20 protein-coding genes are annotated in these 21,360 nt (G+C 41.7%); 6 read left to right on the top strand and 14 right to left on the bottom strand.

The window, feature by feature from the left end; translation table 11 throughout:
* Positions 1 to 303 precede the first annotated feature (303 nt).
* Positions 304 to 2,658 (top strand): fatty acid cis/trans isomerase, encoded by a 2,355-nt coding sequence (locus OCU48_RS18825; protein ID WP_141346600.1) that lies wholly within the window; start codon positions 304 to 306, stop codon positions 2,656 to 2,658.
* Between the two features lie 32 nt (positions 2,659 to 2,690).
* On the opposite strand, the gene OCU48_RS18830 is transcribed toward OCU48_RS18825, so the two are convergent.
* Together OCU48_RS18830 and OCU48_RS18835 are read right to left on the bottom strand one after the other, a co-directional pair.
* Positions 2,691 to 3,728 carry a hypothetical protein gene (locus tag OCU48_RS18830; protein ID WP_141346601.1) on the bottom strand — a complete coding sequence of 346 codons (1,038 nt, stop codon included), beginning with the start codon at positions 3,726 to 3,728 and terminating at the stop codon, positions 2,691 to 2,693.
* Between the two features lie 520 nt (positions 3,729 to 4,248).
* Complete coding sequence (locus OCU48_RS18835) at positions 4,249 to 5,130, bottom strand: LysR family transcriptional regulator (protein WP_141346602.1); 882 nt, start codon at positions 5,128 to 5,130, stop codon at positions 4,249 to 4,251.
* Between the two features lie 119 nt (positions 5,131 to 5,249).
* Here OCU48_RS18835 and OCU48_RS18840 point away from each other — a divergent pair, with 119 nt between their 5' ends.
* Together OCU48_RS18840 and OCU48_RS18845 are read left to right on the top strand one after the other, a co-directional pair.
* A complete protein-coding gene (locus OCU48_RS18840) occupies positions 5,250 to 5,378 on the top strand; it encodes a hypothetical protein (RefSeq protein WP_280176881.1) in 129 nt (42 codons plus the stop codon).
* An 11-nt stretch (positions 5,379 to 5,389) separates the two neighbouring features.
* On the top strand, positions 5,390 to 5,563 hold the full coding sequence (locus OCU48_RS18845) for a hypothetical protein (RefSeq protein ID WP_167496218.1): 174 nt from the start codon (positions 5,390 to 5,392) through the stop codon (positions 5,561 to 5,563).
* A gap of 261 nt (positions 5,564 to 5,824) precedes the next feature.
* On the opposite strand, the gene OCU48_RS18850 is transcribed toward OCU48_RS18845, so the two are convergent.
* Entirely contained in the window at positions 5,825 to 6,820 is a 996-nt protein-coding gene (locus tag OCU48_RS18850; protein ID WP_244312357.1) for an AraC family transcriptional regulator, read from the bottom strand.
* A 41-nt stretch (positions 6,821 to 6,861) separates the two neighbouring features.
* Between OCU48_RS18850 and OCU48_RS18855 the strand changes: the two genes are divergently transcribed.
* The gene (locus tag OCU48_RS18855) at positions 6,862 to 7,074 is read left to right on the top strand and encodes a hypothetical protein (RefSeq protein WP_141346603.1); all 213 of its coding nucleotides are present in this window, start codon (positions 6,862 to 6,864) and stop codon (positions 7,072 to 7,074) included.
* Between the two features lie 80 nt (positions 7,075 to 7,154).
* Entirely contained in the window at positions 7,155 to 8,642 is a 1,488-nt protein-coding gene (gene nagE, locus OCU48_RS18860) for an N-acetylglucosamine-specific PTS transporter subunit IIBC (RefSeq protein ID WP_141346604.1), read from the top strand.
* A 61-nt stretch (positions 8,643 to 8,703) separates the two neighbouring features.
* Here the strand turns inward: nagE and OCU48_RS18865 are convergent, their stop codons facing one another.
* The 10 genes from OCU48_RS18865 to OCU48_RS18910 form a co-directional block, all read right to left on the bottom strand.
* Complete coding sequence (locus OCU48_RS18865) at positions 8,704 to 9,600, bottom strand: DnaJ C-terminal domain-containing protein (RefSeq protein ID WP_141346605.1); 897 nt, start codon at positions 9,598 to 9,600, stop codon at positions 8,704 to 8,706.
* Positions 9,601 to 9,734: 134 nt separating this feature from the next.
* Positions 9,735 to 11,639 carry a molecular chaperone DnaK gene (dnaK, locus tag OCU48_RS18870; RefSeq protein ID WP_141346606.1) on the bottom strand — a complete coding sequence of 635 codons (1,905 nt, stop codon included), beginning with the start codon at positions 11,637 to 11,639 and terminating at the stop codon, positions 9,735 to 9,737.
* Between the two features lie 197 nt (positions 11,640 to 11,836).
* Positions 11,837 to 12,259 carry an Hsp20 family protein gene (locus OCU48_RS18875; protein ID WP_141346607.1) on the bottom strand — a complete coding sequence of 141 codons (423 nt, stop codon included), beginning with the start codon at positions 12,257 to 12,259 and terminating at the stop codon, positions 11,837 to 11,839.
* Between the two features lie 441 nt (positions 12,260 to 12,700).
* Positions 12,701 to 13,021 (bottom strand): bactofilin family protein, encoded by a 321-nt coding sequence (locus OCU48_RS18880; protein ID WP_244312358.1) that lies wholly within the window; start codon positions 13,019 to 13,021, stop codon positions 12,701 to 12,703.
* A gap of 8 nt (positions 13,022 to 13,029) precedes the next feature.
* Positions 13,030 to 13,977 carry a M23 family metallopeptidase gene (locus OCU48_RS18885; RefSeq protein ID WP_167496219.1) on the bottom strand — a complete coding sequence of 316 codons (948 nt, stop codon included), beginning with the start codon at positions 13,975 to 13,977 and terminating at the stop codon, positions 13,030 to 13,032.
* Between the two features lie 119 nt (positions 13,978 to 14,096).
* Entirely contained in the window at positions 14,097 to 14,453 is a 357-nt protein-coding gene (locus OCU48_RS18890) for a YibL family ribosome-associated protein (protein WP_141346608.1), read from the bottom strand.
* A gap of 108 nt (positions 14,454 to 14,561) precedes the next feature.
* On the bottom strand, positions 14,562 to 15,437 hold the full coding sequence (locus tag OCU48_RS18895) for an NAD(P)-dependent oxidoreductase (RefSeq protein ID WP_141346609.1): 876 nt from the start codon (positions 15,435 to 15,437) through the stop codon (positions 14,562 to 14,564).
* A 397-nt stretch (positions 15,438 to 15,834) separates the two neighbouring features.
* Complete coding sequence (locus OCU48_RS18900) at positions 15,835 to 16,551, bottom strand: YebC/PmpR family DNA-binding transcriptional regulator (RefSeq protein ID WP_141346611.1); 717 nt, start codon at positions 16,549 to 16,551, stop codon at positions 15,835 to 15,837.
* Between the two features lie 73 nt (positions 16,552 to 16,624).
* Entirely contained in the window at positions 16,625 to 16,834 is a 210-nt protein-coding gene (locus OCU48_RS18905; RefSeq protein ID WP_141346612.1) for a DUF3283 family protein, read from the bottom strand.
* A 365-nt stretch (positions 16,835 to 17,199) separates the two neighbouring features.
* Entirely contained in the window at positions 17,200 to 17,397 is a 198-nt protein-coding gene (locus OCU48_RS18910; RefSeq protein WP_141346613.1) for a PA3496 family putative envelope integrity protein, read from the bottom strand.
* Between the two features lie 267 nt (positions 17,398 to 17,664).
* Here OCU48_RS18910 and OCU48_RS18915 point away from each other — a divergent pair, with 267 nt between their 5' ends.
* Complete coding sequence (locus OCU48_RS18915; RefSeq protein WP_141346614.1) at positions 17,665 to 18,153, top strand: hypothetical protein; 489 nt, start codon at positions 17,665 to 17,667, stop codon at positions 18,151 to 18,153.
* 34 nt (positions 18,154 to 18,187) lie between these two features.
* Here the strand turns inward: OCU48_RS18915 and OCU48_RS18920 are convergent, their stop codons facing one another.
* On the bottom strand, positions 18,188 to 20,164 hold the full coding sequence (locus tag OCU48_RS18920) for a replication initiator protein RctB domain-containing protein (protein WP_141346615.1): 1,977 nt from the start codon (positions 20,162 to 20,164) through the stop codon (positions 18,188 to 18,190).
* Positions 20,165 to 21,360 lie beyond the last annotated feature (1,196 nt).

Here is a 21,360-nt window from a genome sequence, read left to right on the forward strand (position 1 = left end):
TCCAGTGCTTTTCCTGCACTATTTCTGATCATTTACTTACTGTGATTGGTATAACGGAAATATAAAGTTTAAAGGTCAGTTCAAGCTGACCTTTTTATTACTGGCGCTAGCCATCAAACGGCCATTCACAGAGCCCATTTAAACACACGAGCTAGAATCAAAACTCGCTGAATTTATACAAAACTTCGTCAATAAACACATTCTAGCCTCTAATAGTTGTATGTATACCAATACATACTTTGACTCTAATTGCAGTTGCAACCATCATAAATAGAGTTACTTTGATCAAGGATACGGACGTTAATGAAAAAGTACGCACTGATTGCCTTCGTTATCGCCTTCTCAGGCTGTGCTTCTTATGTAGGACTGAACTTTGAAGAGCTTTTTGGCCCAGAAAAGGTTCAAGACAGAATGGTCGCTCATGACTTCTCTCAAGCCCAATACTTCATCGATGAGGTTCAACCGATTCTCGACAAGCGCTGTGTGGTTTGCCATGCCTGTTACGACGCACCATGCCAACTAAAACTGACCTCTCCTGAGGGCATAGATCGCGGCGCAACTACCGCATTGGTATATCAAGGTGCTCGTCTGACTGCAACCAATCCCACGCGCTTATATGAAGATGCTCATTCTACTGAAGAGTGGCGAACACACGGGTTTTATCCTGTGCTAAATGAACGCCTGCAACGTAGAGATGCCAACATTGAAGCAGGAGTGATGGCGCAGCTACTGATTCAAAAAGAAGAGTTCCCGTTACCTGACGACGTGATCTTGGACGATGATGATTTTGATTTCAGTCTCGATCGTACCTTTGTTTGCCCTACCTCTGATTCAATTCAAGCATACAAAGAAGAACAGCCGCTCGCAGGTATGCCTTATGGCATGCCTGCTCTTGCCAATGATGAGCAACAAACCCTACTTGCATGGCTGCGCCAAGGAGCTAGCATGTCTAAGCTTCCTCCTTTGACTAAAGAACAGCAGGATGCCGTTGAACAATGGGAAAGCTACTTCAATCAAGATGATCTTAAGCGCCAACTAACTAGTCGCTATATCTATGAGCACTTATTTCTTTCTCATCTTTACTTCTCTGATCACAAGGAGAAGTTATTCTTTAATCTTGTTCGCTCTTCAACGCCTCCAGGTGAGCCTGTCAAACGTATTTCCACTCGCAGACCTTATGGTGACCCAAATGTTGATAGAGTTTACTACCGATTGATTCGCGAGCGCGAAACGATCGTTGATAAGACCCACATGCCGTTTGCACTAAACTCTGAAAGAATGGGTAAGTGGCTGAAATGGTTTGATGAGGAAGACTACACCATCACTAAGCTACCAAGTTATCAGCTAAAAGTGGCATCCAACCCTATAATGGCCTTTGCTGATATTCCGGTGAACTCTCGTTATAGATTCATGCTTGATGAAGCCCAAAATACCATTATGGCCTTTATCAAAGGTCCTGTATGTCGGGGGCAGTTGGCACTCAACGTTATCAACGACCATTTTTGGGTATTCTTTGCCAACCCAGGACAAGTTGATAATAAGATTGCTACGAATTTTCTTCGCTCTCAAGCGGAGAATATGAAGCTACCAGGTCAACTCGACAGCAATACTACTCCACTCTTCAATTGGATAGAGTTTTCTAAGGCACAGTCTATCTATTTGACCGAGAAAACCAATTTTATGAACAACTATTTCAAAAATGGCGAGCATCTAGATATTGATATCGTCTGGGATGGTGGTGCAGAAAAAAATCCTAATGCAGCACTCACCATATTCCGACATTTTGATAGTGCTAGTGTCACCAAAGGCCTCGTTGGCAATCAACCCAAAACAGCATGGGTTATCGATTATTCATTGCTTGAACGAATACATTACCTATTAGTTGCAGGCTTTGATATCTACGGCAATTTCGGTCATCAGCTAATCACGCGTATGTATATGGATTTATTGCGAATTGAAGGTGAAACTAATTTCATTGCCTTATTACCGAAAGAATCACGGCACAAAATTTTGTCTAGCTGGTACGAGGGGCAATCTATTGAATTCACCGACTACCTTACGCGCAATGCTAAGCCGTTCAATCAGGAATCCGGAATTGAATACCGCACTAATGACCCGAAAACGGAGTTACTGACTCTACTCACGGATAGAGTTTCCCCAGTACTCGATAAACGCTACGAATTAACGGATACTCCGCTAAAACGAGACAGTGAGTTAATGCTACAAGAAGTAAGTAGCTTCGTTGGAGGAGGAATCGAGTATTTCCCACAACTGATAACGATCAACATAGAAGCCGATAATGGTCAGCAGCATGTATTTACCTTAGTTCACAGCAATGCGCATACCAACATCTCTAGTTTGTTTAGTGAAGAGGACAGTCGAAAGCCTGAAGCCGATACGTTAACACTAGTGAACGGCATTTTGGGAAGCTACCCCGCGACTTTCTTGAGCCTGCAAGAGCGTGAAATACCAGAACTGGTAAAACGGATCCGGGAGGTAGAAGATGATGACGACTACGAGGAACTACTAGACCGCTTTGCCATCAGGCGCACCGATCTTCGTTTTTGGCCTTTTAGCGACAAGATCCATGCGTGGTATGAAAATGACCAACCGATAGAATATGGCTTACTGGACTACAATCGCTACGAAAATAGATAGCAATCTTCCTGATAGATAAACAAAAACCTGCGCTATGCAGGTTTTTTGTTATGTTTTTTGTGTGACTTTTCTCGGTAACTCGCCACAATCTGTGCCGCTACATACACATAGACTACCGCCATAAAAACACTAACAAGCCGTAACTGATAGTTATCAAAAATGTTGAAATCAACTCTATCCGACTGAACAAACAGCAAAGCAAATGGTGATAGTACAAACTGTGCGATTGAGTTGAATTGAGTGCGGTATATGATGACACCAAGCAATGTACTCATCAAAAATGTCACACTGAAAACCAGTAGCAACTTTGCATCAATATAAGGCTCAAAAACGGCATAAAGAGCATACCCACCTAATGCAATTGAGCATCCTAATAGGTTAGCTACTAAATATTGTTTGCTGTTATTTCTAATAAATGCCAAATCAGGATTGAGCGTCAATACACAAATAGCCACTAGAGCAACGTAGTAGTAAAACAACTCCAGCCAAATAAAAATGAAGGTAGCGGGAAGGAAAATGAGCAACGCCTGCCATTCGTTAGTTGGTTCATGTGCGGTGGCTTCATGATGATGTTCGATAGCCGACATATCTTCGTGTTTATAGAAATAAGCCACTAATTTATCTAACACATAGCAAAGCATCATAGCCAACAATAAGCTGACGACTAAACTTAAAGTAAAAAGAGGCACAATTGAGTGGTCTGCCATCGTGATTGCAGACACCAAAACCACACTTATCACTCTTAGTGCTGTATGCAGTTGATGAGGTTTCTGCTTGTCCCAAAAATGCACCGAGAAAATTGAAGCACCTAATACAGCAACAAACAACGCTGGGGAGATAGGATAAAGAAAGCTAATGCCAAAACCAAAAGCGATACCACTGAACGCTACAAAAAATAAGGTGACATACTCTCGAAGCGGCATCGCTGCCAGTTCATAGAATCGAATGTGTAAACATAGCAATGGAAAAAGAAACGCAAATGGCCATGAGTACACATATAAAATACTGGTAGAAATTGTAAACACTAAGGATAGTTGAGCGATTTTGATACAGGTCGGGTTCTCAAGCATGCACAGCTACCTTCAGTTCGTAAATTTTTCTATACCTAAATATGCTTTTATTTGGACGAGAATTACCCAACACCCAATCATGTTTTATTAAAGTGATACTTAGAAAGTAAAAGGGGAATTCAGAAAATAAACATCAGAATACGACTCAATATCAGTATGTATGCCTCGATGAGATATTTGCCGAATTACGCTGATGGGAGGTTTGTATTCCTTGAAATCTAGGTCAGAAAAATGGCCTTGACCCACTGATATAACAGCGTTATCAGATATGGGTACCTGTTCAAAAGAGGTCACTACAATACATTGATGACCGGAGTTGTGCTTTATGTGAAAAACGTCTTCTGCAGAGGCAGTATTTCCCTGAAAAGTCACCATTAGCAATATGATTTCGCAGTAAGTCATCATGGTCTTCGCTGTGCATCTCATCTAACTCAAAAACTAATGAGATATCCTAAGAGCTGGGCATAGCAAAAACGAGGAAATACAGATTTTCCATTTAGGCGTTTAGACCATTCGGTCATTACTGGTTTCGAATAGCTCTCAGTATTTTATCAAACAGCCATTCAGTTTGTGGATCGTTTCGCTGGGCACGACGACAACTCATCACATAGTTGATATCCATACCCTCAATTTTCGGAATATCAATAATCCGGCAACCCTCCGGCACATTATCAACAGTGGTAAGTCCAAAATGATCCGATTTACGCACAATGTTATGGCTCATGACGGGGTACTCAACTTCAACTTTAGGAATAATGTGGTAGCCAATGTTACTTAATCGTTCAAGCATTCGGTATTTATTGTGATCATTCCACCCAGAGATCTTTAGAACAACCATAGGGTATTTAACTAGCGTTTGAAGATCTTGCGCCGGATGATCATTGCGTACAAAAAATACGGCTTTGTCGTAAACCAGCTCTTTTTGTGCGACCGATTGAGGCAAAGACTCATCAAAATTATGAATTGCAACCGACTTCTCACCATTGATCATTCGCTCTTTAGGGCCTATTCCCCACGGAAGAAATGAAAATTTAGCGTTCGGTGCCTCCTCAATCAGGGAAAGATATAAGTCACCTCCATAGCGGTCCCAAAATAAGGTATGCGCATAGATACTTATGGAGCTGTTTAGGTTTGCGGGTGAGAATTCCTTGTGCTGAACTAAATCCACGTACGCCAATATCTTCTCAAAATTGCCAATATTTGCTTCAACAAAAGCTGTTGGATCAAAGCCTGTCCTTGTTTGAATAAACAAAGGGTCATTTAACTGTGTTTTTAATTTAGCTAGATTTTTGCTAATCGCACCGGAAGTTTTTCCTAAAGATTCAGCCACCAACTTTACATTGCGAAGTTCGTACATTCTCTTTATGACTAGGATATTGTGAATATCAAGATTTAGGCTCATCACCAACTCCGTGTTATTAGGGTAAGGCTAGGGTCTGGCGACCTAGTCATTTTGTTTCACTTTCTGAATTTCCAATTAGTAAATCTTGACTTTCCTCGTCAAGAAAACGTGTTGAACTTATGATGAATCCAGTTGAGAAGCTTACCCTCAAAATGGAAGATGATGGATTTGCTAAGCAGTCTCGCATCGTTCGTTTAAAGTCTGACATCAAAGCTTTAAACGAGAAAGGTACAGACCTAAATTTTTAGAGGTACTCAGCATGAAAAAGATATTCATTAACGCACTTATACTATCAACCATCACTATTTCTTCTGTTTCTTTAGCGAGAAGCGGTAGTACTACTACCGGACCAATTGTCGATTGTAAGATTGGCTTAGACGTTGCTAAAACTACCCGTGTACTGTGCGAACACGCAGATAGAAACGCGAAATAACCTGAGCCTTCAGCTCAAAATACCTGAATGTTACTGTACCTCAATACAAAACCGTACAGTGTGAATTACTAGGGCTGATCTTTCAGCCCAGTGAAATAACGAGCTAGATGTTTAAATATCTCATGTCCACTATGGGTTTATCAATTAGTTGATGAACGCTAACTCGTTTACCTTGTAGATAGTCCTAGACCTATCCTACTTAGTGTTTATTACACTTTTGGCCAACTTGATGTTGGCCTTTTTTTGTTCCAGCGATGATGTTCAACCAAACTGCACTCGATACTGCCTTGGCGTCATTTGTTTGTATTGCTTAAAGAGTCGATTGAAGTTAGCTTGATTGTGATAGCCAACATTCTCAGCAATCAATTGTATAGGTTGCTTCGTCTGCACTAATAATTCTGCAGCATGATTAAGCCGGAACTTCTTTAAGTACTGGCTAAAACTCTCACGAAAATGAGCTTCAAACATGCGATGAATCGAACTTTCACTAGTACATAAATGTTTAGCCAAATCGCCTAAGGTTATTGGTTTGTGATAGTTGCTGTCTATAAAATGGCTTAACTTTTCAATTTTTTCAGCTGTGTGTATTTTATTTGCCTTATGATCTGATGCGCTGTCTCGAGCAAAAGACAGTAAGGTCGTCGCTTGCTTATCCTCAGAGATAATACCAAGCAGCGTAATCAATGAAGCCAGTTGTTCAATGTGAGTGATATTATCCAGTTTGCTCACTACTCGATACACCCGCTCAGCCGTTTCTTTAGAGAGGCAGATCCCCTTTTGAGCACGCTTTAATAACGCCTCTAACTTACGTAATTCAATGCAATTGAACATCATGTTGGCTAGCCATTCTCGTTTAAACCACACACTAATACGTTGTGCTGGCTTATCTTTAGAGTCGGACTGACAATTAAATGCATGTGGTGTATTCGGTGCTATTAGCCACAATGAATTATGTTCCACAACGCCTTCATAATGCCCTATCGACCCTTTACCAGCAGTGTTTCGATGCAGCACCAGTTCATATTCATGGTGATAGTGCCGCTCACACAGCCCTTCACAATTCCAAGTAGCAAGGCATCGCCAAGAAGCTCCTTGGCGCTGAGGTACTTTTTCTAGTTTTACTCTATCCACCACGAACGAACCCCCTTCAATATAGTATTCATTAATGACTGAATAGTACTTAATAATAACAAGAGTAATAGCTATTGATAGAAAAGTACCAATACATGATGAACAAATATTAGTTCTCAGACTCAATAGTCGTACCCTGCTCAAGTCACAACATAGAGGGTTTCGTAGTGGAAAAATATTTAAAATCCATCCAAGAAAGTATTTATCGGACTCGAATGGATTGGGTTGCGCTATTGGTCAAGGGATATGGAGTGCAACACTCTCACCTTTGGAAGCAATTAGGTTATGCGTCTGAAGAACAACTTCAAGGCGAACTCAAAATTGCCGCAATGGAATTGCCCACTGTCTCTACTGTATCTGACAAGTTTGAACAGGATTAAAAAGCCTGAAAGAAACTCCCCTTCTAGCGGTGCTAACTAGTCACTAGCACTGCTAGACCCCTACTTTATATCACTAGGTAATTGTTATGTTTACGTATATTCAACGTTTAGGCAAAGCTCTAATGCTACCGATTGCGACCTTACCCGTCGCAGCATTACTGCTTCGATTTGGTCAACCGGACCTACTCGATATCGCTTTTATCGCCAAAGCTGGAGGCAGCATTTTTGATAATCTGGCTCTAATTTTTGCAGTAGGTATCGCTATCGGGTTATCTGAGGATAATTCAGGTGCTGCGGCTTTATCCGGTCTCGTGGGCTACTTCATTTTAACCGAAGCAACCGTCGCTATTAACCCAGATATTAAGCTGGGATTCTTCGCAGGTATTATATCGGGCATTATTGCCGGTCATGCCTACAACCGATTCTATCAAGTTGCCTTCCCCGATTTTCTTGCCTTTTTCTCCGGAAAGCGACTAGCGCCAATTATGGCTGGCTTGTTTTGTCTTATTGCCGCATTTGTTTGTGGTGAAATATGGCCAACTATCCAAGCCAATATTGATGCGTTTAGTTACTGGATATCAGAAAGTGGCCCTATTGGTCATTTTATTTACGGCATAATGAACCGTGGACTCATTCCATTTGGATTGCATTACTTCCTACATTCTGTGTTCTGGTTCAGTTTAGGAGAGTGCGTACGTGTAAGCTATGAAGTGGCTTCTTCACTGCAGTTCGTTTGCCTCAGTCCAGACATTGTGGCTCCTCTAACCATTGGACAATCGGTGCCCGGAGTAGCTGGTTCAGTTATTACAGAAATCTCTGAAAACGTAGCGCGTGGGGATTTGAATCGATTTTTCTCAGGGGATCCTACTGCTGGAGTTTATATGGCATGGGCATTCCCTATTATGATGGGAGGTTTACCTGGCGCAGCCCTTGCGTTTTACATCGCCACGGCAAAAGAGAAACGCCCACTTGTCGCAGGTTTACTTTGCTCATTGGCGCTAACTTCATTTCTAACAGGTATTACCGAACCCATTGAATTTAGTTTCCTATTTATGGCTCCAGCCCTGTATGTCGTACATGCTGTTATGAGTGGCATCGCGATGATCATAACGAACTCCCTAGGGATTCTGCATGGCTTTGGATTCTCTGCGGGCTTTATTGATTTTGTACTCAATTGGGGCTTAGCTACCAACGCGTGGATGCTAATACCGCTGACAATTGTGTTCTTTTTAGCCTACTTTGCTGTTTTCCTAACATTGATTAAGGTATTCAAACTGCCAATCCCAGAAGCAGAAGAAACAACGAATGAGAAAAAGAATGACTCATTGGAAACTGTCGATGTTGCTGCCTATGTTGAAGCCTTGGGAGGAAAAAACAACATCAAAAGTGTCGACGCATGTATTACGCGCCTAAGGTTACAGGTTGTTGATACTGAGACATTTAACGAAGATAGACTGAAAGCGTTAGGTTCGAAAGGAATCATCAAAGTGGGTAAGTCAGGAGCTCAAGTTGTTCTAGGACCCAAGGCCGAAGTAGTCGCAACTAGCTTGAAGGCAAGCTTGTTCTAACTCTAAAACGGCAAAAATAAAAGCCCCTTAAACCTAAGGGGTAAGGGGCTTTTATACAGTACTACAATGTGGCTTTAAACTGCTCTAGGAGCTCTTTTTGTTGGTCGCTAAGGTTGGTCGGGGTTTTGACATTGATGTTAACCAACAAATTACCCGTGTTTCCTTTTCGATCCGTTGCTCCCTTACCTGTCACTTTAAACTTACGCCCTGTTTGTGTACCAGCAGGGATCTTTAGCTTAAAGCGGCTATCCAGTACCGAAACTTCAACCTCTCCTCCCAAAGCTGCTGTTGTCATATCAACATCGGCTTTATAGATAAGATCGTTGCCATCTCTGTGTAAAAAAGCGTGTTCTCTTATTGAAATGGACAAAAGTAAATCGCCGGCAGGTCCACCATTTAGTCCTAAGCCGCCTTTACCCGAGAAACGGATTTTCTCACCTTCTTTAATACCAGCAGGGATCTTTACATTGATTTTCTTTTGCTCGCCATTTACTGGCAACTCAACTGGAATTTCAGTCCCTTGAATGGCGTCAATGAAATCAACACTTAACTTGAACTCATGATCCTGTCCTTTTCTTGGCACAGGTCCCCTTCGGCCACCTTGAGTTTGCCCGAACATATCTTCAAAGCCGCCAAAGCCTCCGCCATGAAAGCTTTGTCCACCACGGCGAAAAGCACCACCAAAAATATCCTCAAAACCAGCGCCACCAGCATGATTTCCTTGAAAACCGCCACTTTCGAATGCTGCATGGCCAAATTGGTCATACTGTTGACGCTTTTCTTTGTCCGTTAAGACCTCGTAAGCCTCTTTGATTTGTTTGAACTTATCTTCAGCTTCATCGCTAGAGTTTTTATCTGGATGATATTTCATCGCTAAGCGCTTATAGGCTTTTTTAATCTCTTTTTCTGAGGCAACCTTCGAGACGCCTAACACGTTGTAATAGTCTGGTTTAGACATGCGAATCCTCACTCCAATCTTTATATCCACAAAAAGGGCGCTTGAGTTCCCTCTCGCGCCCTTGATATCAGTAATTTTAAATTTTACATAGCGTAATTCAACTGCTCACTATGCTCAATTCATTTAATCGCTGATTATTTCACTTCTTCGAACTCAGCATCAACAACATTATCATCTTGAGGCTGTTGTTGGTTTGCATCAGCATCTTGTGTTTGCTGTGTTTGAGCTTTCTGTTGTGCTATTTCCATTAACTTTTGAGCTGCCGTTATTAGAGCTTGAACTTTAACGTCGATAGCTTCTTTGTTGTCACTAGACTTCACCTCTTCTAGTTCAGTGATAGCCGCTTCGATCTTAGTTTTCTCATCCGCAGGAAGTGCATCGCCCGCTTCTTCGATTTGCTTACGGGTGCCGTGGATCAATTGATCGGCTTGGTTACGAGTCGTCACTAACTCTTCAAACTTCTTATCCGCTTCCTTGTTAGCTTCCGCTTCTTGTACCATTTTCTCGATATCGTCGTCGCTTAGGCCACCGGATGCTTGGATAGTGATCTTCTGTTCTTTACCCGTTTGCTTGTCTTTCGCTGAGACATTCAAGATACCATTGGCATCAATATCAAAAATCACCTCAATCTGTGGCATACCACGTGGCGCAGCTTGGATGCCTTCAAGATTAAACTGCCCAAGCGACTTGTTGTAAGTAGCCTGTTTACGCTCACCTTGAAGAACGTGAATAGTCACTGCACTTTGGTTGTCTTCCGCTGTAGAGAACACTTGATTCGCTTTCGCTGGAATCGTGGTATTTTTCTCAACCAGCTTGGTCATCACGCCACCCATTGTTTCAATACCCAAAGACAATGGCGTTACATCAAGTAGCAGTACATCGTTTACATCACCGGAAAGCACGCCACCTTGAACCGCTGCACCCATTGCTACGGCTTCGTCAGGGTTAACGTCTTTACGTGGCTCTTTACCGAAGAACTCAGTTACCTTAGCTTGAACCATAGGCATACGAGTCTGACCACCTACAAGGATTACGTCAGTAATTTCGCCTACAGATAGGTCAGCATCTGCTAGAGCTACTTTTAGTGGCTCAAGAGAACGTTGAACTAGGTCTTCAACTAGAGATTCTAGTTTCGCACGCGTCACTTTAACGTTCATGTGCTTAGGACCTGTCGCATCTGCAGTAACGTAAGGTAGGTTTACGTCAGTTTGAGTAGTAGAAGAAAGCTCAATCTTCGCTTTTTCTGCTGCTTCTTTAACACGCTGCATTGCTAGTGGATCGTTCTTAAGATCGATACCTTGCTCTTTTTTGAACTCATCAACCAAGTAATTGATCATGCGAGTATCAAAGTCTTCACCACCTAGGTGAGTGTCACCGTTAGTGGCGAGTACTTCAAACGTCTTTTCACCTTCAACTTCGTCAATTTCGATGATAGAAATATCAAAAGTACCACCGCCAAGGTCGTAAACCGCAATCGTACGATCGCCACCTGACTTGTCTAGACCGTATGCTAGAGCTGCAGCTGTTGGTTCGTTGATGATACGTTTAACATCAAGACCAGCAATACGACCCGCATCTTTAGTTGCTTGACGCTGTGCATCATTAAAGTAAGCAGGAACGGTAACAACAGCGCCAGTCACTTCTTCACCAAGGAAGTCTTCTGCCGTTTTCTTCATTTTCTTAAGAACTTCAGCAGATACTTGAGGAGCAGCCATTTTTTGGCCTTTCGCTTCTACCCATGCATCACCGTTGTCAGCCTTAACAATTTTGTAAGGCATGATTTCGATATCACGCTGAACTTCTTTATCTTCAAAACGACGACCGATTAGACGCTTAATTGCAAATAGCGTGTTTTCTGGGTTGGTTACTGCTTGACGTTTCGCAGGCTGGCCAACCAAAGTCTCGCCGTCTGTATAAGCGATTACAGATGCGGTTGTGCGCTCACCTTCCGCATTTTCAATAATACGTGGTGCTTTACCATCTAAAACCGAAACACATGAATTTGTTGTACCTAAATCAATACCAATAATTCTACTCATAATAAATATCTCTCCTATCAAGCATTAGAATAAATAATGCTTAATTGATTTAATTTTTTAACTTTCAGACGCGCACAATTGAATCAATGAGATTTGCGCTTCTGTTAGGATTCCATCGAACAGCATCAGACTCTTGCACCTTCGGTATTCGATTGTTCGAACACAAGGACAATTGCCTAAGGCGTTAAGATCGTTGTTTATTTGTTGATTGAAATCTTACGCGGTTGCGCAGACTCTGGAATTTCACGAACAAGATCAACATGCAACAACCCGTTTTCCATACTTGCGCCTGTTACAAATACATAATCGGCAAGTTGGAATTTTCGTGTAAAGTTTCGCTCAGCAATACCTTGATATACATAATTGGTTTGTACATCACTTGGCTTAAGTTCACCGGATACGATCAGCATATTTTCGTCTTGCGTTATAGACAGTTCGTCTTCTGCAAAACCAGCAACAGCCATTGTTATACGGTAGCTGTGCTCATCTTTTTGTTCGATATTGTATGGAGGATATCCATTGGAGTTAGACGTTTTCTTGTTATTGTTTTCAACAAGGTTTAACAAACGGTCAAAACCAATAGCTTGACGATAAAGAGGGGATAAATCTACGTTTCTCATAATACTATCCTTTTCAAAAGCAATAGTTCTCATTGCATTGGCAACAAGACTGAAACCTTATTCCAAAGCCGGATTAAATGGCATAGTACGGACATAAGTTTCTTGTTAAACATTCCGATCTTTAACAGAAGCAGCGCTACTATTACCGATCGATATTAGTGGCATATCGATTCCCTCGTAAGGCAAATCCAACCACAAACAAACTCCGTTAGGCAGTTCGTGTAAACAATATATGCTTCCGAAGCAATGGTGTCAACATTAAATTAGTTTTTCTAATCTATTATTGCTACTTTCAATAACCAACTGTGGTTTATCAACATACAAAAGACAGAGCGCGCTCAGCTAAACTTTGTCTTTAGGTTTACTGCTCTCCAAGCAAAAAAAAACCACTCTACGTTGTAAAGTGGTTTCTCTAAAAGTTTAACTATAAAGGGCGAGTGCTTAACTGTTTGAAGTTTGCTTAACTGGTGCTTGTTCTTTATTTTCTTTCGGGCTCAATTCAACAACATGTTCTTTCTCAGATGGTTTAGTGTCGCCATTGAATTTTCCACCGCGCTCAATGCTAAGATCATCAGTGTAGATAGTGCCTTTTACCTGGCCATTTTCTAGAATTTCGATTGAGGTTGCATGACATGAACCATCAATAATGCCATTCACAATCACCTTACCTGCAAAGATATCACCGATAACTCGACCTGATTGACTCACGATTAAAGATTGCTCAACACTTACTTGGCCAATGACGGTACCATCAACATGCATGTCACTCTCTAACTTGAATTGGCCTTCGACTTGGCAGCCTTTTGCGATGAGAGTTGTAGCTGATTGCTTGCTCGGTTTTCTATCCTTTTGACCAAAGAGTCCCATCTAATACCTCGTTCTTTTTCAAATAATGTTTCAAAATTTACTGCACTCCATTCGTGGAATGCCAATGGATCCAACGCGCGACCTACAAAACGAATTTCATAGTGAAGATGTGGGCCGGTCGAGAAACCTGTATTGCCTGAATAGGCGATCAGCTGCCCTTTCTCAACAAACTCTCCCGATTTAACCTTAAATTTCTGCAAATGAGAATAAGACGAAGAAAACCCATAAGCATGCTGTAGTCGTAGGAAATTACCAGAACCTGTTTTACTTGGTCTAACTACCTCAACAACACCGTCTGCAGTGGCATAAATCGGAGCCCCTGTATTCACGGCATAATCGATACCACGATGCAGGGTTTTTCTACCTGTCTTAGGGTGAATTCGATAACCATAATGTGAAGAGACTCGCACGTCACCTACAGGGGAACCATTTGGTATATTATTTAGCATGTATAGGCGTACAGATGATGTTACCGCAGCGGCATCAAGGCGACTTTCTAGTTCGCCATCTTTTTCAGCCACTCCAAGTACAACTTCTAAATCCCCTAACCTATCAGAAACCTGCTGCAACTGCTCTTCGCGTGCACCGAGGTCTCCTTCAAGCTCTACCTTAAGGTTTTGTAGTTGTTCAACTTCTTCGCTTAACTCCAAAGAACGGTTTTGCAATTCACTCTGCTTTAATAGGGCAAAATCGACTTCGTTGTTCAGATAGTAAATAGCAGCGCCAGCCGCAACAATTGCAGCAATAAAAAAATAGCCAAAGCCCTTAAGGCATTGTTGTAATAACTTCCCCAACTGAAAATGACGAGTTCCGTCGACAGTGGAAACCGTGACTATTACATGCTCTTTCATTCGCACCTTACTGACTGTTTATTTTTTGACCGGACGCGTATTTTACTCAAAACGACAAGATCAGCAAGTTTTACCTGTCATCTATGGCGGGTTAAGGTAATTTAAGCGAGTTTTTAAAATTAAAACTCTTTTTCAGCAAAGCCTGTCACTTCATCGATACGCAGTGCTTTACCTAATTTCGTCAACGGATGAACAACAACAATACCTTTAACACGGCGCTTCAATTGGCCCATGTCAGCTTGCTCTTTCTTGGTGATTGGACGAGAAAACGGCTTATCTGATAGCTCTTTACGTTCTTTATTTAAATCGTAGCTTTCTTTGTGCTTCAGTTGTGCAACCTGCTTCTCTAGTTTATTGATCTCTTGTCCAAACTGATGAATCATAGTTTGATCACGACGAGAGGTGGCAGCCTCTAGTTTATGCTTGCATTTATCAATACGGTTGTTCAGGTTTTGGATTTCTTTTTTTGCAGACATTTGCCGCTCCTAGTAAAAAAACGTGCCGTCATAGGACGGCACGTTGAATGGAATACGGCAAGTATATAGTGTGTTTGCCTAGGAGACGACAAATTGATTAAGAAAAGCTTATGATTCCGCTTGTTTACGTATCGCCCTAAGCAATACCGAGGTATCCATACGGCCTAAACCTTCGGCTGAAAGCGCTTTGTAAGCCTCTGTGCTTGCCTCTGTTAATGGCAGTTTAAGATCGTGTTGTTTGGCTTCTTCTAAACAAAAATTAAGATCCTTGATCATCCAGTCAATTGCAAAGCCAAAGTCGAATGTATCTTGCGCCATAGTGTTGGCACGGTTTTCCATCTGCCAAGATCCAGCTGCTCCATTCTTAAGACAATCTACCAAGGTCTGAACATCCAACCCTGACTTCTCAGCCAACAACAAACCTTCTGAAAGGCCAGTCAACACACCTGCAATACAGATTTGGTTAACCATCTTTGCTCTTTGTCCCTGCCCTGCCTTGCCCATCAGCACCGACGACTTTGCGTAAGCATCAAACACAGGCTGCATCGCATCAAAGTCAGACTGAGTGCCACCACACATCACGGTAAGCACACCGTTCTCTGCGCCCGCTTGACCGCCCGACACAGGGGCGTCGATAAATCTCAGACCAGCTTGAGTAGTTGCTTGGAGTAGCTCTTCAGCGAGGTTGGCAGACGTTGTCGTATGGTCAACTAAAATAGCGCCCGCTTTCATATTAGCGATAGCACCGGTCGCTGACGTAGTAACACTACGAACATCATCGTCATTACCTACACACACCAACACTACATCGGCATCTTCAACACACTCAACCACAGTAGAGAACGCTTGCCCTGCATACTCGTTGGCCCACTGCTCTGCTTTAGCTGTAGTGCGGTTGTAAACACGAACCTCAAAGCCCGCCTTCACCAAATGACCTGCCATTGGGTAGCCCATTACACCCAAGCCTAGAAAACTGATTCGCATTACTCACTCCTGTTTATGTCTGCAACGACATTCAGATTAACACGAGACACGGCAAATTAACTTTTCAGAGATGATTACTTTGATTTAATTACTGCACTTAATTTTGAGGGAATTCGTAAGAAAGCCAATACACAGAGGATTTAATATGAAGTGGATTATAATAGCGCTGTCTTTACTCATCTCACCCTTTACAAAAGCAAGCTACGGTACGGGAGGCGTACCCTCAGTGCCTTGCTACATCGATAAGGAATACAAAGGAACCATTCCAATTAACGAATGCAAAAGACTGGGTGGGGAAATTCCGGGAAAAAAAAAGAGCAAACCTTAGGCTTGCTCTTAGAGTCGCTAATAGAAAATAGTCAACAATTTAGTGTTTTGTCCTATCTGCTACTCAATATTACAACTCAGCGTTGTGGTAAACCTGCTGAACGTCATCACAGTCATCAAGAAGGTCTTGGAACTTCTGGAACTTCTCTGCATCTTCACCCGTTATCGGGGTGTGAGTCTGTGGAACGAAAGTGATTTCTTCCACATCCATGATTAGCTCAGGGAATGCTGCATTCAATGCAGTTTTTGTCTTAAAGAACTCTGTGTGCGGAGCGAATACAGTCACTACGCCGTCTTCTACTTCAACGTCAGTTACATCAACGTCTTCCATCATCAGAGCTTCTAGAATCACTTCGTCATCATCACCCTTAAACTGGAATACAGCTTGGTGGTCAAACATATGAGATACAGAACCTTCAACACCAATTTTCGCACCCACTTTAACAAAGCACTGGCGTACGTCTTGGAAGGTACGGTTGCCGTTATCAGTTAGACAGTCAACGATGACACTCGTGCCGCCAGGACCAAAGCCTTCGTAACGAGCTGGTTGGTAGTCTTCACCGCCACCACCACTCGCTTTATCGATCGCTTTATCGATAACGTGTGCTGGAACTTGGTCTTTCTTTGCTTTCGCGATTAGGTGCTTTAGAGACAAGTTCATGTCCGGATCTGAACCACCGTTTTTCGCTAACATGTAAATTTCTTTACCGTACTTAGAATAAACTTTAATTTTTGCGCCAGCTGTTTTGGCCATTGAGGCCTTGCGCACTTCAAAACTTCTTCCCATCGGGATCTACTCTCTAATTCTATGTGTCTCAGAAAAAGTCACACTCATCGGCCTAACCAATGAATGATAAAAACTACCCTAAATTCATCATCTGTCGATACTTCGATACAGACTCGTCAAACCAAAGCACGTGTTGTTCGGTCTTAAGCTTGCTGCGTTGCTCTGAAATATCAAATTCAGAGCCTTGCGAGTGTTTAACTTTCCACACCAAATAAGATGCTTGTTTGTCCAACTCTACGCGGTATTTATCTTCAGCAGGAAGATCAGAAAGATTTATCGACATGTGAGGTTTTTTACTACGAATTCGTGACGCGTAATATAACACAAATCTAAGATGAGAAAAAATGCGTTAATTTACACTGTAAATGGAAAATTTGATCTTAAACGTAGGAGGTATCAAAGATGACAGCAGAAACTTACCCACTAACAGCAACACATCCAGTAGCAACAGAAGTTATTCGATTCAAGAGTTGAGTGTTTGCTGTCGCACTGTCATCTCCCAAGAGGAAAGCAGCGCATAAAAAAACGCATGTATTCTTGTTTTGAGTACATGCGCCCTTGTGTCGTATTTTAAGTTGAAAATAAAAACAATACGACAACGTTATCTTGTCATATGCCCATTGCAGAGCAATTAGATTCGACGAGGGATTAGTGTAACAATCCCAACTCTCGAGCCTCTTCCAGTGTCAATCCGCTTTCCCTGATTTCTCGCATTTGTTCTATTCGGCGTCTTGCCTCTGCTGATTTTAACTGTTTATTCGAAGTGGCTTCGGGGGTGGCGTTCAATTCATCCCACGAACCCGTGAGACCTTGCATCTCTTCTCGGCTGATAGAATTAATAGACATCACTTTGCTCCTGAAATAACAATAAAATTTAAGGCTCGTTGGCCTGTGATATACAAAGAAGCGGACGACTGCCATACATGCGCTCAGCTCCTCTGACCTCTGTATTGATAGCAATCTAGCAATCTTGTGTTAAGAAAATTTGAATCGTTCTGTGATGGGGCTATCACCGCCTTTTTTGTTTTGTGGGCAGTGTCTGTATTTGGTCACATTTTAGCCAGAATTGATTTACACTTACACATGACAATGCTTATTAAAGGGATAATTCTTGTGACTCGGCTAGATCAATGGCAACAACAGTTTTCGCTGTGCCACAAAACGCGGAAGCATGATCAAGTGAAGGTTCTGGCTCAATTGATCAATGATCCTCCCCATGAATTATGGGGACCTGAACTATCGATCGAACAGAGTCAAGGGTTAGGATGCTGGCTTGATGGTTGTGCTCGTATGTACCAGTATCACTTAGAGCAAGCAGAACTTGAGGCGGCCTACTCATATCTGTGTCTAGCACAAGGCCGATTAGAGCAGGTGATTAGTAGGGCTGAAGTGGATCAAAATATTCGTTTATGCTGCTGTCGAAGATTAGAACAAGTCATGGTGTTGATCGTCGAATTTTGTAAAAAGCAACACGGGAAGGCATGGCGCGCAGAGTTAAGCAATCAAATAGAATCACACATTAAGTTTTTAACGCTCTATCCACTTAATGAAGCCCCGATCCCAATATTAAAGCCTTCAAGAGGGGCCAACAAATCCGCATAGATCTTTGATCGACAAGATCTATACGGAAGCATGATCAAGCGCCTGATGCGATCTCGCGCAGTACTCGCATAACAATTTCATCATAGTGACCGTCTAGGATCTGACGACACACTTTACGCCTAACGGCTAATCCAAGAATCAATCGTTCGATTGTCAAATGAGCGCCAGATGAATCTTGATTGTATAATTCAATAGTGCGACTCAAAGCTTCATAACTAATCACTCTATCCCCTACCTTTAGCCAGTCTAGCTTCTCTAAGAGCTCCTGACACTCTTCTCTGATAGAAGTAGGTGAATGTCCAGTCATCGCAGATAAAGCCGTTATGCTACGTTCTAGAGCTTCTGGTGAGGTATATTTTGTTAAACTGATGGTGATCTCTTCAGCATTGATCTCTACCAGATGTTTGCGCAGCTTCACCCGACGACCAAGATTTCCTCTTGGAGAGGATTTTTTACGCTGAATTGGTTCGAATTCACCGTCAATGATCTCGGCCAACTCTTCAAGTTTCTGTTTGGATACCATTTCATGCCTAAGTGGGTTAGGCAGTGTTGGCGCCATGTTACGTTTACCAGCGTTAGTAGTACGAGCTCTCGCGTAGCGAACAACCTCTTCCGCATTGCATTTAATATCTACCTGGTAATCTTTAACCTTACCTTTTGGTTCTAATGCGCTTAACGTCAAGTGGTAACCCCATAAGTTAACGACAAACAGTTCATCGTTACCCTTACCTTTAGACAGTTTCTTCAGCTCTCTAAGCAAATCCATTGAGAAACGTCGCCATTCTATGTTACGTGCAAGCTTTTGATTTAATTCGCTTAGTAACATCATGTCGGACGTGCGGCGTGACATACGACTCCTGAAGTAGGAATACAACTGGAACACTAAGGTATGTTGGCGAAGGATTTCTGGTGGAAACAAAAAGAAGTAATCTTTAGTCAGCAGTTCTTCATAAAACGAGGGCTCCCATACCAAGATATATAGGTTTGGCTTAATTCTTATCTCGCCAGCTTCATTTTCAGTAGGAGCTTCTTCAGATGCAGTTATGGTTCGCGCTAGAAAACGGAAGCGATCACTCTTAAAGCCTTCAGGCATGTTTTCACTTAACCATTGCCCTGTTAATTCGTGTAACTGGAAATCAGTGTATTCAATTCGATCAATACTATCGCGGATAGAATCTCGTGCCGGCCCACTGTCCTTTTTACCTCTCAAAGAGAGGATATCAGTGATATACAGAGGCGTTTTATTTGGCGCTACCTGTGCATTAATGTGGTAATTATCTTGATGGTGATCGTGGTATTGCACGGTGAGCGTAAACAAAGCAAATAGCGTCATAAGATCATCGACTGTCATGATATTCTTAGACGATCTTGTTTCGATAATAGCGCGTGTACCAGAGATCGATACCATTGATTTTTGGTAGTTTTTACGAGTTCTTGGCGGTGCTAATGCTTGATCAATGATACCAGCCCAGTTGGTTGGTGAAACAACAAATTGCTCGGCTTCGTCCAACATTGCTGGTGGATTATTTAATCCATGTTCATTTAAAAGTTGCTTGTTAACGTGTGTTTGAGCAAGCGATTGAGTCTTTTTCTTTTTTGCAGTCGTTTTTGTTGATTCGGTTTGTAAACTTCCGGTGCCTAAAGCTGTGATAAGCAGTGATGGGTTGACGAAGTGGTGTAGCATCGTCTTACCAGCAAGGCCAGTTTCAAATCTAACGGGTGTTTGTTTGAATAAACCAATAGTTACCGCTGCTCTAAGCCGCTGCTGGATTGCAGCCCTAGTGATTTGTCCATCTGTAGCATCAATTAACTCTGTTGTTGAAACAAGAGCATCTTTGCTGGTCATGCCACGTAGAGAAATAAGATTAAGTAGTTCAACGATGCTTTTAGTCACGCCCTTGAAGTGTTGATACTGTTCTATCCATTCAACGGCATTGTTATTAACTTCAAATAAATGTCCATCTTTATGACTTCGAGGTTGTTTTATCAGGATCTTGTCTTCGTTGGTCATTTAGTATCCGTCTACACTTTATCGTAACTTAATCATTGTTCCGTATAGCTTAAGAAAAATTCTTTTAAAAAGAAAGAAAAAAATCTTGTTGCTCGTAAGACTGATCTTTATGTTTAAAACTGATCTTATTGATATAGTGATCTAATGATCCGGGCGGCAAATTCAATGTAAGATTATGTTTTATAAGGGATTAAATTCACTAAGGATCGGAACTATGATCATAGAGTAAACGTAAGCATGATCAAACAAAGCCAGTAAACATGATCAAAGAATCTTGGAAGTGTGATCAACGCAATTCTAGATAGATGATCAAGAATACATTGAAAGCATGATCATTGAATACAAACAACTTATCCACATGCGTATTGTTCATTAAGTGCCCAAAGATCATTGAATGCACTCTGTTGCAATAAAATCGCTTCTCTAGTCCCCTGCCCCATCGAACATTTTTTGTTGTTTTTATTATCCTTTCATCTCGGAAAAATGATCAAGAAGCTTGTTGATCTATCGTTTCGACGATTCTAATGTTTTTCAATCATTTAATTTTCTGAGTTTCTGGCGAACGATTGCTAGTAAAGGTTGCCTTGTTACTCTCAATATTTTCGATAGTAACAACTTAATTGGCGGAAGCATGATCAAGAGTTCTTCGGATTGATGAGTTTCTATGCTCAATGCAGTTGAATAACCGATGATATTATCAAGATTTAGCTCCATTCCCCATTCTACCTAATGTTTTCCGTAATCTAGCGGAACATTTACATGCTTCCGAGGGCTATAAGCACTTGATCATCGATCCGTAAAGGATCCTTCATATCCGTTAAATGTCCCGGTAAAATCGACTTTAGTTTTTACGGGATGGTCACCTTGATCATTGTTCCATGATCTCCGATTTTAGTAGAGAAAAAATTTTTTTCTATTGGAACGATGATCAAGATACATCCTTGATCATTGTTCTGTAAGTTCTCATGATGTCTTCAATGAGCTTATGCTCTCATCAACCAACAGTTATCTGTTTCAGTTAAATTAACTTTCAGCCTGATAGTGATAAAGATTGAAGAATCACGAGATAGTAGAAGATTGATTTACAAATGGCCGTAATTCATACAGTTCTTTGCATCGTTCCGAATTTATCCTAAATATTATTTATGTTATTGAATAATCTCATTCGATAATTTACCCATTGACCTCCCCCTGCT

The organism is Vibrio inusitatus, assembly GCA_024346935.1.
GTDB lineage: Bacteria > Pseudomonadota > Gammaproteobacteria > Enterobacterales > Vibrionaceae > Vibrio > Vibrio inusitatus.